Origin of the sequence: Asticcacaulis taihuensis, assembly GCF_900100255.1 — a bacterium.
GTDB lineage: Bacteria > Pseudomonadota > Alphaproteobacteria > Caulobacterales > Caulobacteraceae > Asticcacaulis > Asticcacaulis taihuensis.
Genome location: NZ_FMTS01000001.1, coordinates 472,077 through 484,502, shown reverse-complemented (window position 1 = coordinate 484,502; position 12,426 = coordinate 472,077). Strand labels below are relative to the sequence as shown.

The window sequence follows — 12,426 nt, the reverse complement described above, 5'->3', positions numbered from 1 at the left end:
GAAAGTCTCCAGATTAGACAGCCAGTTGCGGCTGCATGAGAAGTGAGAGAGAAGGGTGTCAGGCGACGCGCATGGACAGCTCGATATCCTGCGACAGGGACACCGACATGTAGCCGCCTTTCGGGGCACGCACGCGGGCGAGGTATTCCGGACAAAAGTCCGCATCGTCCGCCAGGATGAGGGCGCCCGGACGGAGACGCGGTTCAACCAAAGCCAGGATCTCGGTGTACAGCGACTTGGCGCCGTCAAGTACGAGCAAGTCGATGCTGTCCGGCAGGTTGTCCTTTAGGGTTTCCAGGGCGTCGCCTTCCCGGATTTCGACAAGATCCGAAACGCCGCCATCCATCATGTTGCGACGCGCACGGGCGACTTTCTGCGGCTCGAACTCACTGCTGATCACCCGACCGCCGCCATTGTCACGTAGTCCGGCGGCCAGATACAGGGTGGAAATGCCGAACGAGGTGCCGAACTCCACAATGTGGCGGGCGGCGGTGCCGCGCGTCAGGATATACAGCAGATCGCCCGTCTGCCGCGATACGGGCAACCACAGGTCTTTCAAAAGGCCATAAAAATCGCGATATTCCGTTTTGCTCTGCATCAGCCGCTCTCGTTCCGTGCGTGGCAGCTGCGCCAGGGCAGGGCTGGTGGCGGCTTCTGCCTCCGCGAACAGTGTGTCGAGGAGGGGGGCGAGGGGGGATTGGTTTAAAGTACTCATAAATAGCTCCATCGAGTAGGGACTTGCGTTGGAGTGAAAATACGAATAATTCGTCGCATTCGCTAATCGCATTGCGGAGCCCGCCAATGACAGAACCGGCAAGTCGCAGAATTTCCTCACGAAAACAGCCCAAACAAGCCCGGTCGAACGAGCTGGTTTCGGCCATCCTGCAGGCGGCTGTTCAGGTTTTGGCGCAGGAAGGCGCGGCCCGCTTTACCACCGCGCGCGTTGCCGAACGGGCCGGGGTGAGCGTGGGATCGCTATATCAATATTTCCCAAACAAGGCCGCGATCCTGTTCCGCCTGCAGAGCGAGGAGTGGCAACAAACCACGGGTTTATTGAGCGACATGTTGGGGGACAACGCATTGGCGCCTTTTGAACGTCTTCGGGCGCTAGTGCGCGCTTTCATCCAGTCGGAATGCGATGAAGCCGCGGTACGCGGCGCGCTCGCTGACGCCGCGCCTCTCTACAGGGATGCGCCGGAAGCCCAGGCGGTTCGCGGGGCGGGGGAGCCGCTGTTCGAACGGTTCATAGCTGAAATCCTGCCAGACCTGACCGCTGCCGACCGCGATCGCGTCGCCGGTATGATCAACACGACTATGAGTGCAATCGGCAGAGAGTTTTCCGAGGTCCCCCGCGCTGAAGCGGAAATCAGCGCACAGGCTGACGCGCTGTCGGATATGGTCTGCGCTTATTTGCGCAGTCTCGGTGCACAAGCATAAGGACCGCTCACGGCCGAGCCGATACTATTGGCTATAGGCGAGGGCCACAAAATGCGGGACCAAGGCCAACCGTCGGTCATGATACTGCCAGACGAGACGGTGCAAGGTGTGGAGGTCGCGCGACTGCCAGGCCTCTCGAAAGGCTTTGATTTCCGAGGCGACGTCGATCAGGTCGCCGGTGTCCAGACGCCGGATAGGCCGGAGGCGGTCGTTCACATTGGAGATCGCCCGGCGAGTCTCACCAGTGTCGCTGAAATCGGCGATCGCCAGGAATAGCGCTTCGGTTTCAGCAACCACGTCTTCTGCGTCGAGGCTCAACTCCGGAAACTCGGCCGGCACGTCATCGTCCATCGCCGTTTCCAGCGCCAGCATCAGGATTTTCTGATTCCAGCGATGCACATCCCGGATGCGACGCTCCGTGGCACCCGGTATCACATAGCCCTCGTGGGGGACGACGTCGAGCACGCCCGCGCCGACCATGCGATTCAACAACAGGCGGATCGGCATCGTGCTGACATGATAGTGCTCAGCCAGGGCATCCACATCGATGCGCTGGCTCGGACGGACCGGACCGGAAAACAGGACCTCCTTTAGGTCGCTGTAGATGCGTTCGATGCGAGACGGCTTCCCCATGTGGTCCCTTACAGACGACAGACCGCAGGGTGTAATGCCCCTGATTCAGCCCAGCCGTTCTTTTTTTGGAGAGGATTTAATCGCGCTATACTAGAGCCATGATTTGGGAAATGCAAGTGATGCGATCAATATCAGTCATTGCAAGACCGTCCGGGACCGGATCAGTTGAGCCGATCCATACGCGCGGCGACCTGGGCCGCGATGTCGTAACGCCGTTGCAGATAAGCGGTCAGTTCGCGTTGCAGACCGCGCTTGTCGCGCTGGCGCCAGCAGGCGAGCAGTCGTTGATATTCGGCTTCACGGTCGGGCAACAGATCCGCTTCATAGGGGCGCGTCGCCAGGGTCTCCTCCCGCAGAAGCGCCAGACTGGTGGTCAAAAGCGGATTATTGGCTTTTTGCAGGATCTCGGCGAATAAGGCGTCCGTCGCGGCACCAACGTCAAAAGCGGTGGCTGATGGCGTATCCCTGTCTTTCGGAGGCGTTCGCTGGCCCATGGCCGTCCGTTCCTTCGCGTAAAGAGCACTGGAAGCGATTTCACCAAGCAATTCGATTTCCGTCAAGCGATTGTTGGGACTGCCCGGTCGCTGGCCGCAGGCCCTCGAATCCCGGCGCGACGTCATCCGCTAAGGGGGCGCGGCCCCCTCGCGCACGCAAGGGTGCATCCTGCGGACCGGCGCGGCGGTGTCCCCAGCCTTCCGCGGTACAGGACGACGATTATTGAGAGGGCGAGGGCGCGTGCAGGCCGGGCGATCCCCCTCCGCTGCGCCGCCCTTGCCCTTGCTACCCCCCGCTCTCGGCGAGGGCCAGGGTTGCAGCGCGTTTTGTGCGCTGTAACCCAAGCCCACTAAGGAGCTAAGACCATGACCAAACATGTTTCTACCGCCGCCCTGATCGCCGGTCAGCACACCCTGATCCCCCTGAGCCAGTTGCTCAAATCCCCCCGGAACGCCCGGAAAACCCCGCATAGCCCCGCCGCCATCGAAGCCAAGGCGGCCAGTATCGCCGCCAAGGGCATCCTGCAAAACCTCGTGGTCGAGCCGGAAGTCGATGGCGCAAACACGCCGACCGGCAAGTTCTTCGTCACCATCGGGGAGGGGCGTCGGCTGGCCCAGTTGCTCCGCGTCGCGCGTGGCGAAATCACCGATGCCGAGCCGATCCCCTGTGTCATCGACACCGTCAACGACCCGCAGGAAATCAGCCTTGATGAAAACGTCACCCGCGAAGACATGCACCCGGCCGACCAGTTCGACGCGTTTCGCGCGCTCAATGTCGAGCGGGGGATGGGCGTCGAGGACATTGCCGCCCGTTTCGGCGTCAGCGCCAAGACCGTGCAGCAGCGCCTCCGTCTTGGCGCGGCGTCTCCCCGGTTGATGCAGGCCTATCGTGACGATAGCCTGACCTTGGGCCAGTTGATGGCCTTCTGCGTCACCGAGGATCACCAGCGGCAGGAAGCCGTCTTCGATCGGCTCCCAGCCTACCAGCGGGACCCGTATCAAATCCGCCGCGCTGTGTCCGAAGGTCGGGTGGGGTCCAATGATCGCCGGGCCAAGTTCGTCGGGATCGAAGCGTACGAAGCGGCGGGCGGTCACATCGACCGCGACCTGTTCACCGATGCCGGGGAAGGCTATTTCGATGATCCGGAGAAGCTGAACCAGATGACGCTGGACCGGCTGACTGCCATTGTGCTCGGCGTTCAGAATGCCGAAGGCTGGAAATGGGCGGATGCCTATATCGATTTCCCGCATGGCCACGGCCATCGTCGCGTCTACACCAAGCAGGTAGCTTTGTCGGCGGAAGACGCCGAGGTTCTGCAAACTGCACAGGACGCGCTGCTGGCCCTGTCTGAGGACTACGCGGAGGCGGACGAAATCCCCGATGACGTTGATACACGCATGACCGAACTCGAAGCCGAAATCGCCCGGATTGAAGCCCTGACCTCAGCCTACGATCCCGACGACATCGCGCGCGGCGGCGTGATCGTCAGCCTGGACTATCACGGCCAGCCCAAGTTCGAGCGCGGCTTTATTCGTCTCGAAGACCTGACGCCCGACCCCGAGCCGGAAACGGGCGACGACGACGAATCCGCCGCTGAGGGCGGTGACGGCGGCGACTTCCGCGATGATCAGGACGGCGAGGGGGCGGAAGACCCGGAGCCGTCCCGTCCGCTACCGGACAGTTTGGTCCGGGAACTGACTGCCCACAAGACCTATGCCCTGCGTCTGGCTTTGGGCGAGCAACCCGAACTGACCACCCGTCTTCTGGCGCACACCCTTGTGCTGACGGTCTTTTACCGCCGGTCCTATGGCGGGTGCCTGACGATTTCCGCCACGTCGCCCGGCTTTACCCACTTCATCGATGACGGCGGCGACACGGCGGTGATCGATGCGGTGCAGGCCCGCCACGACGCATGGCATTCGCAGATGCCGGATGAGCCCGCCGATCTCTGGGAGTACATCTGGGCGATGGAGCCGGAAACACTTGGGGCGCTGCTGGCCCACTGCGTGGCGCAGACCGTCGATGCCGTCCAGCACACCCACCAGCAATCCGGTGCGAACCGTTTGCCCGCAGACCGTCTGGCCACCTGTCTCACCCTCGATATGACGGAGCATTGGCGGCCCACGGTCGGCACCTATCTGGGCCGGATCACCAAGGCCCAGATCGAGGAGACGGTTAGGGAGGCGGTGGGTGATGAGGCGGCCAGTCGCATCGCCAGCCTGAAAAAGCCGGAGATGGCGGCCATGGCGGCGGACCTGTTGGCCACCAGCAAATGGTTGCCGGTGGCGCTGCGCACCAAACCGGCCACCCCGGACATGACGGAGCCCGATAGTCCGGCATCTGAAATAGAGATTGATCCGGACGCCTTGCCACAGGCGGCGGCATAGATGGGGAGGGACCGCTACGGCGGTCCCTTTTTTTATGTGTCACCGCCACGGGCGGTGGGTATGGGCCAAAGCCCCGCATCGGCTGAGGCAGGGCCTGACTGTTGGTCCATCAGGGTCCACGCGGACAGGACCACAGGAGATACGAGGCATCCGGATCGCGGGCAGGGGTAAAGATCGGGTTTGTCGGGGACGGATCGTCGCGCGCGACCGAAACCCATTCACAGGATTGCCGCAGCGGTGAGGCGAACCCCGACGTTGGCATCGTCCGGATAGACCCGGCGGGCGGGAGCAAGAGAGGGCGTTCGGCGACAGCCCGTTCCCCCTTGACCGTGAAATCGAGGGACCGTGCCGGTAAAGGTGTCGCCCGACCTGGCAAACGCCCCGATGAGTGACAGGACGTCGCCCGGTCTGTGGGGAACGCGACAAGGCGACCTCTCCACGTTGGGGTCTAAACGAAACCGGTCCTTGGACCGCAACAGCCTGTCGGCTGTCCTCCACTGCGTTCCGGCCCTGCGGGTGCGGTCGGCCCGGTCCCGTTCGAACGACCGCCATCGAGGTCGCGATGGTCGCGGCCCGAGCACAGAAAGGACGACACCATGTCAATCATCGGTACATTCACCAAATCGGGCGACACCTTTACCGGCACGGTCAAGACCCTCGCTTTCAAGTTCAAGGCGAAACTGGTCCCGATCGAAGGCGGATCGGATCAGGCGCCCGCCTACCGGGTCTATTCGGACGATGCCGAAATCGGGGCCGGGTGGAAGAAGACGAGCGACAATCAGCGCGAATATATTTCGCTCAAGCTTGACGATCCCTCCCTGACCAACCCGATCTTCGCCAGCCTGTTTCCCGGCGACGACCCGGACACCTACAATCTCCTGTGGTCGCGTCCGCGCAGCAACTGATAGACTAACAGAGCAGGCCCCGCATCATCCGATGTGGGGCTTTTTCTTGGTTGAATTTCGGGGAAGGGGCGGGTGTCCGAGGGGGGCAGGGACACCCGCACGCCACCCAATTCTGGGGGGAATTGAAGGTGGTGGCGAATTCTCCTGCTAGGCGAGAAATGGGGCCGTAGTGTGTCGCCGCAGAAAAGAAAGGGACTTAGGGCTCCGCCCTCGGCGCACTTCGAGGTGCCTTCCGCCCAGCTTCGGGCGCTGCGCACCCTGCAGCCGGTTCCCCGCGAAGGCACCTACTCCGTTTGCACACCCGCTCTCGCCGAGGGGCAGGGTTTCAGCGGACCAAGCAAGGCCGCTGTAACCCAAGCCCATTAGGAGAGATCGAAATGAATGTCCCTATCAGTCTGCCCAAAGATGCCCCTGTGTCCGGCGCGTTTGCCGTCGATGTGACGCGTGGCGGCCATAATGGCCGCGTGTCCTCGCAATGGTTTTCCCGCCCCGACGACGAACGCTTCCTGAACCTCGATGACCTCTATGCCGCCACCCGTAAACGGGCGGATGGCGCACACGTCCGCACGGTTGCAAGCAGCGCGGTTCGCGTGGAAGCCAGCCGCGACGACATGGAAAGTCTGGCCCTGATCCTGCCCGGACGGGACACGCCGGTCAGTCCCACCCATTGGAGTTTTGGCCAGTTAAGCGGGCTGGTCGGCGCACCCGCTCAGTATCTGCGTACACTTCCCGCGCCGCTGGCCGGGATCAACTTGCAGCATGGTCTGCTGAACCATCGCAGCGAACTGATCAAGAGCTTGGAGACCGACGACGGGCGCGTCGAAATGCGCGCCGTCACCGGGCCGGACTATGGCCGGATTTGGGACCATGAACTGGTGTCCGCCGTGCGCAAGATTGCCGGAAACGGTCTCGGGGACACCCGCTGGAAGGTGCCCGGCGTGCTCGACTGGGGCACCATGCGGCACAATCCCTATGTCGATGTCACCAAGGAAACCACCACGCTCTATGCTAGCGATCGGGACGTGTTTCTGTTTCTTGTGGACGATACGCACCCTATCGAGGCGGGCCGTTTGCCCAATGGGGAGCCCGACTTGTACTTCCGGGGATTTTACGCATGGAACTCGGAAGTGGGCTCCAAAACCCTCGGCATCGCCAGCTTTTATCTGCGCGCCGTCTGCCAAAATCGCAACCTGTGGGGCGTCGAGAACTTTGAAGAAATCACCATCCGTCACAGCAAGTTCGCGGCCCAGCGCTTCGCTTATGAAGCCGCGCCAGCGTTGACGAAGTTCGCGGACTCGTCTCCCGCCGGGTTCATCGCCGGTATTAAGGCGGCCCGTGAAACGATCGTGGCCAAGGATGACGACGACCGCGAAACCTTCCTGAAAAAGCGCGGGTTTACCAAGCCGGAGACAGCCAAAATCATTCAAACCGTGCTGAATGAAGAAGGCAAAAAGCCGGAAAGTCTCTTCGATTTTGTGCAGGGCATAACCGCCTTGGCCCGAACGAAAGCCCATCAGGACAGCCGTCTCGATCTGGAGAGCAAGGCCAAGAAACTGATGGCAGGCGTAGCCTAAAGCCAGCGGTTTTCTGAGGTTGCGCCGGGGGTCTGAAGAGAGCCCCGGCGCTCGCCATGCCTGCGGCATGGCTCGCGGGTCGATCGCACAACGGGATTCGATTTTGGAGCCCCTCGTTTCCGAATCTCCCGGAAGGGGGACCCCGCAACCAAGCTGTCCACACGACCGGTCGCCTCCCGCCACCGGCGCTGACAGGACAGATTTCCCATGGATGACGAGATTTCCCGCGCGGCCCTGGCGCGCAAAGGCACGCCCTATCTGGGCGTCAAACAGGCCTGTTTTTACCTCGGCCTATCCCCCAAAACGCTGCAGCGGCTGCGGGTCAACGGCGGCGGCCCGGCCTTCCGGAAACTGGGGGCCACCGTGCGATATCACGTGGACGATCTGAAGGCTTGGTGCGACGCCGAAACCATCACCAAACTGCCACCGCGCACACCGGGGAAATCGTCATGACGGTGCGTTGGCAACGCCCGGCGCGGTCAAAAGCGAGCCGCCGTGATGTGCGCCTGGTTCTGACAACGGCCGCCGTCGGCGCCGGGCTCTTGGCCCTGTCCACCCACACCGTTCGCCCGGTTCTGATCTACAATCCGAGCCCCAGCGCGCCGCTGGGATATTATCGCGCCCTCGCACCGACCTCTATCCGTCTTGGCGATTGGGTGCTGGTGGACGCGCCCGACGCGGCGCGGACCCTAGCCGACGCGCGCGGGTATCTGCCGTCGACCGTGCCGATGATCAAAGCCATAGCCGGGCTGGCGGGCGATCGCATCTGCGCCCACGGCAAGACAATCTCTATCAATGGACAGGCCGTGGCGATGCGCCTGGCGGTCGATCATAAGGGCCGGACCTTGCCGTGGTGGCAGGGATGTACGACCCTCGGCCACGATGACGTCTTTCTTCTGAACGTCCGGGCGGTCAACTCGTTCGATGGGCGTTATTTTGGCCCGGTGAAGCGCTCAGCCATCCGCGCGCGGCTGGTGCCATTATGAACCGGAGACACGTGCTTGCCGGGCTGACCACGACCATGGTGATGGATGTCCTGGCCCCGTCAGTTGATGCGAAGGAAGCTCACGCCGCCGGGGAATCACACACCGCGTCGGTGCTGCGTTGGCGTCCCGAAGTCGCGGTCGCGTCCCTGCGCTTCGGCGTCCCCATACCGTGGATTGAGGCCGTCATGGCGGCGGAATGCGCGGGACAAACCACCCGCGCCGGACGGCCCATTATCTCCGTGAAAGGCGCGATGGGCTTGATGCAACTCATGCCCGCCACCTACGACGATATGCGCCGGACCTACGGATTGGGCCCTGATCCCTATTGGCCATCGGACAACATTCTCGCGGGCACCGCTTATCTGCGCCTGACCTACGACCGGTTCGGATTTCCGGGGCTGTTCGCGGCGTACAACTGTGGTCCCGACCGGTACGCCCTCAGTCTCACCGGCACGCCTTTGCCCGCCGAAACACGCACCTATCTCACCACCGTCTTGCGCTACCTGGGCGAGACACCGCCGCCGGCAGATCGGCTGTTCGTGGAGCTCGACGGGCGCGGAGGGTCCGATCGGGAAATTCCACCGTTACCGACCGTGTTCGTGCCGATCGACCAGAACTGACCAGGCGTGTGAAAGGGAGGGGGAGATAAGGCAAGATAAAGGCTCAACTCCTGTTTCTCGTAAGTGATTGTCTGCACATCGTTTTTCAGGATTTAGGACCGTTCGGCAGGATTTAAATCGCTGTAAGGGGTTGATTTCTATGGGATATGGTCATGGCTGGTGATCGGGATGAGGTGACGCCGCGTCTCGGCCGAATTCGGTCCAAAGGCGGTCAGTCGTACCTGCCAAAAGTCCTGAAGGCCGCCCAAAAGGCGGGGGGACTGAAAACGTCAGCCAGCAAGGGGCGGGGTTGGAGCCGAGGCCGCGGGGCAGGAATTGCAGCCGTGACCGCCGGTGGCCGGCTTCGCGGGCCGAGCGCCCGGCGCGTCGTAGTCAAAACGCGATACACGAAGCTCGCCGGCAAGGGCGTGCGCGCGGCGCGTGCGCACCTCAGATATCTGCAGCGGGATGGCGTAACGCCCGACAGGCAGGCCGGGCAGTTATATGACCGTAGCGGTGACCAGGCTGATGGTCGAGCGTTCATGGATCGGGCAGCTGAAGATCCCCTACAGTTCCGACTGATCGTGTCGGCAGAGGATGGCGACAAATACGCGGATCTGAAGCCACTCACCCGGCGGTTCATGGCGCAGGTCGAAAAGGACCTGGGGACCGGCCTCGACTGGGTGGCGGTGGACCACCACAACACGGGCCATCCCCACACCCATATCGTCATCCGGGGCCGGGACGAAAACGGCAAGGATCTCGTCATTGCCCGAGATTACATAAAGGACGGCATGCGCGACCGGTTGGAGGCGTTGGTCACCCTAGATCTGGGGCCACGTACCCAGCGCGAAATCGACCTGGCGCGCTGGCAGGAAGTGGACCAGGCGCGATTGACCAGTCTGGACCGGCACCTGGTCCGCACCATGTCCGTCGAGCGGATCGTCGGTACGGACGAATTGGATCAAAAAAATCGGGCTGTGCTGACGGGACGCCTGACCAAGCTCCAGGCTTTTGGACTGGCAGAGCATTTAGGGCAGGGGCTCTGGCGCCTCGCCGAACACTTCGATACGACTTTGCGCGATATGGGTGAACGGGGCGACATCATTAAATCTCTTCATCGCGAGCTGGCCCTGAAAGGTATGTCCCGCGCCACTGAGGAGAGCGTCATTCATCGCGTGGCGCAGGATCGCACAGACGCCGGACCTTTAGTTGGGAGGGTGATCAAACGCGGGCTCCTCGACGGTGAAGGCGACCGGCACTTCCTGATGATCGATGGCGTCGATGGTAAGGTCCACTGGATAGACATCGGTCAGGCGGATCGGACACGCCCTCTCGCGGACGATGCTTTGGTCCGAGTCGAGTTCCGCCGGGCGGAAATCAAACAGGCTGATCGCACGATTGTCGCCGTCGCCGGCGCCAATGGCGGATCCTATGACGTTGCGGCGCATCTGAACCACGATCAATCCGCGACTGAGGCCTTCGCTGAAACCCATGTCCGGCGACTGGAAGCCATTCGTCGAACGACCGGAGGCGTGGAGCGATCGGACACGGGCAGTTTCACGATACCGGAAAGCTATTTGCAGACCGCACTGACCTATGAAGAGAAGCGGTTGCAGCAGGCGCCCGTATCGGTCGATCTTGTGTCACCCATACCCTTGGCGCGATTGCCGGAATACAACGGCGCCACCTGGCTGGACAGGGAACTGGTGGAGCCGTCCGTTTCGGTGGCTGAAGCCGGCTTCGGTAAGGAACTGACTGATGCCCTACGTCAACGGCAAGTGTGGCTGTTGCAGGAAGAACTTGCGTTTGAGTTCGATGGTGAGATCCGGCCAATATCCGGACTGCTCTCGCACCTGGAAACCCGTGACCTCACCGCTGCCAGTGATCGATTAGTGAAGGAGACCGGACTGACCTATCGGCCGGCAAAGGTTGGCGACCGGGTGGAGGGACAGCTTCGTCAATCGCTTCACTTGCCCAGCGGCAAGTTCGCGGTGGTCGAGCACGGGAAGGAATTCACGCTCGTGCCGTGGCGACCGGTGCTCGAAAATCATCTCGGCAAAACGGTCTCGGGCATCTATCGCGACGAGGGGATCAACTGGTCGATCGCCCGAGGGCGTGGTGTTGGCATTTCTTAAGGCGTCATCACACCTGTATTTGACTCACCATAATCTGGCGCGGCGGAGCGCTTAACCCGAATGCCGCAGCAACCTCGGCCCAAGCGGTAAGAAGTGCGTCGAATACCTGATCTCGATCTGTGGAAGCGACTTCAAACTCGACTTCTACCTGATTTTCGAGCGCAATCGGTGATCCCCCCCATCGCGTTTCAGAACTCCATAACATCCCTGACAAATCGGAGACACCAAGCTTGATCCGGTACGGTCCCTGACCGCCATGTTCTGCAAGGTAAGGCAGGTTATCGTTTATGAAACGTGAGAAGTGGCTGATAGCGGCGTCGGCGAAGAAGCGATTTCCAGACTCACCATTGAAGGCGAAAGGGTCTACGCCCCACAACTCACCAGTCTTCCGAAACTGCATCACCATATTTCCAAGCTGACTTTCACCAGCGCGCAGGCTTCCCGTGTAGGTCAGGAAGCCACCTTTTGTAGTGCCGTAGCTGTATCCACTAGTCGGGCCAAGAATTCTGGGGTTGGTGCCATCGTTGCCAAAATTAACCGGCGCCGCCCACCGTCGCGGCAATATTCGCACATACCGATAAGGTCCAGGAGCCATGGGCTTTGAGCCCGCCATTCCCAACTCGTTTATTGTTAGGCGTTCGCCAGGATCAAACCAAAGGGCCGGTGTAGATGTGGATTGTTGCCACTCTGGGAGTGGTGGAGGCGACGATGGCGAAGCAACCGCGATGCTGAGCCGCAATGCCTCTCGCAACTGATTGCGAAGACCCTCGCGCGCGGTTCTGAGGTCAGCTGTCGTGGCGCCCGTCGGAAGGTGAAACGCCATTGGCGCCCGGCGTCCGCGCATGTCGAAAGGCAGGTTTTCGATCGTCGCACCCGGAAACGCTGTGTTCCAAACGAGGACGACACGCTCCAGACCAATGGCCCGCTTGGCGTAGCCAAGTTCGATGAGAACGTTGGGGTTCGCCAAGGCCTTGCCGCCTGCACTGAACGCAATAGGTGTTACATCGCCGACGAAAACCTTGGCTGCATCTATCTTGGCCAGAATGGTTGCAACAATATCCGGGCTACCCGCGACGCCCATCGTATCAGAGGTGAGCTCATGTCGTTCCTCCAATTCGGCATCGAGTTCGGCGATCGCGCCAGCTAAAGCTTCGCGGATAAGGTTCCGCGTCACTCTGGGATCAAGGTCGCTTTGCCATGACCAAAATATCGAATTCATGATCCCCACCCAGGTTTGGAACTCGCTTGGTGGTGTTCGGCCCTAAGCGGTTC

12 protein-coding genes are annotated in these 12,426 nt (G+C 61.6%); 8 read left to right on the top strand and 4 right to left on the bottom strand.

The annotated features are described in order from the left end of the window. Positions 1–58: 58 nt before the first annotated feature. On the bottom strand, positions 59–598 hold the full coding sequence (locus tag BLO49_RS02250) for an O-methyltransferase (protein WP_245678826.1): 540 nt from the start codon (positions 596–598) through the stop codon (positions 59–61). A gap of 203 nt (positions 599–801) precedes the next feature. On the opposite strand from BLO49_RS02250, the gene BLO49_RS02245 reads away from it, so the two are divergent. Continuing rightward, complete coding sequence (locus BLO49_RS02245; protein WP_090643654.1) at positions 802–1,437, top strand: TetR/AcrR family transcriptional regulator; 636 nt, start codon at positions 802–804, stop codon at positions 1,435–1,437. A gap of 24 nt (positions 1,438–1,461) precedes the next feature. Here the strand turns inward: BLO49_RS02245 and BLO49_RS02240 are convergent, their stop codons facing one another. Then, positions 1,462–2,070 (bottom strand): GntR family transcriptional regulator, encoded by a 609-nt coding sequence (locus tag BLO49_RS02240; RefSeq protein WP_090643651.1) that lies wholly within the window; start codon positions 2,068–2,070, stop codon positions 1,462–1,464. A gap of 161 nt (positions 2,071–2,231) precedes the next feature. Continuing rightward, entirely contained in the window at positions 2,232–2,615 is a 384-nt protein-coding gene (locus BLO49_RS02235) for a hypothetical protein (RefSeq protein ID WP_170828165.1), read from the bottom strand. 315 nt (positions 2,616–2,930) lie between these two features. On the opposite strand from BLO49_RS02235, the gene BLO49_RS02230 reads away from it, so the two are divergent. The 7 genes from BLO49_RS02230 to BLO49_RS02200 all read left to right on the top strand — a co-directional run bounded on the left by BLO49_RS02230 (position 2,931) and on the right by BLO49_RS02200 (position 11,154). Further along, positions 2,931–4,952 (top strand): ParB/RepB/Spo0J family partition protein, encoded by a 2,022-nt coding sequence (locus BLO49_RS02230; protein ID WP_090643646.1) that lies wholly within the window; start codon positions 2,931–2,933, stop codon positions 4,950–4,952. A gap of 596 nt (positions 4,953–5,548) precedes the next feature. Then, entirely contained in the window at positions 5,549–5,857 is a 309-nt protein-coding gene (locus BLO49_RS02225; RefSeq protein ID WP_090643644.1) for a DUF736 domain-containing protein, read from the top strand. A gap of 377 nt (positions 5,858–6,234) precedes the next feature. Further along, positions 6,235–7,431: a DUF932 domain-containing protein gene (locus BLO49_RS02220; protein WP_090643641.1), complete on the top strand. Its 1,197-nt coding sequence runs from the start codon at positions 6,235–6,237 to the stop codon at positions 7,429–7,431. A gap of 207 nt (positions 7,432–7,638) precedes the next feature. Then, positions 7,639–7,884: a helix-turn-helix transcriptional regulator gene (locus BLO49_RS02215; RefSeq protein WP_090643638.1), complete on the top strand. Its 246-nt coding sequence runs from the start codon at positions 7,639–7,641 to the stop codon at positions 7,882–7,884. Then, on the top strand, positions 7,881–8,417 hold the full coding sequence (locus tag BLO49_RS02210) for a S26 family signal peptidase (RefSeq protein ID WP_090643635.1): 537 nt from the start codon (positions 7,881–7,883) through the stop codon (positions 8,415–8,417). Before BLO49_RS02215 ends, BLO49_RS02210 begins: the two co-directional genes overlap by 4 nt. An 11-nt stretch (positions 8,418–8,428) precedes the next feature. Then, positions 8,429–9,037: a lytic transglycosylase domain-containing protein gene (locus BLO49_RS02205; RefSeq protein ID WP_245678825.1), complete on the top strand. Its 609-nt coding sequence runs from the start codon at positions 8,429–8,431 to the stop codon at positions 9,035–9,037. A 152-nt stretch (positions 9,038–9,189) separates the two neighbouring features. Beyond that, on the top strand, positions 9,190–11,154 hold the full coding sequence (locus BLO49_RS02200; protein ID WP_090645990.1) for a DUF3363 domain-containing protein: 1,965 nt from the start codon (positions 9,190–9,192) through the stop codon (positions 11,152–11,154). Between the two features lie 7 nt (positions 11,155–11,161). Here BLO49_RS02200 and BLO49_RS02195 read toward each other — a convergent pair whose 3' ends face one another. Next, a complete protein-coding gene (locus BLO49_RS02195) occupies positions 11,162–12,373 on the bottom strand; it encodes a hypothetical protein (RefSeq protein WP_090643634.1) in 1,212 nt (403 codons plus the stop codon). Positions 12,374–12,426 lie beyond the last annotated feature (53 nt).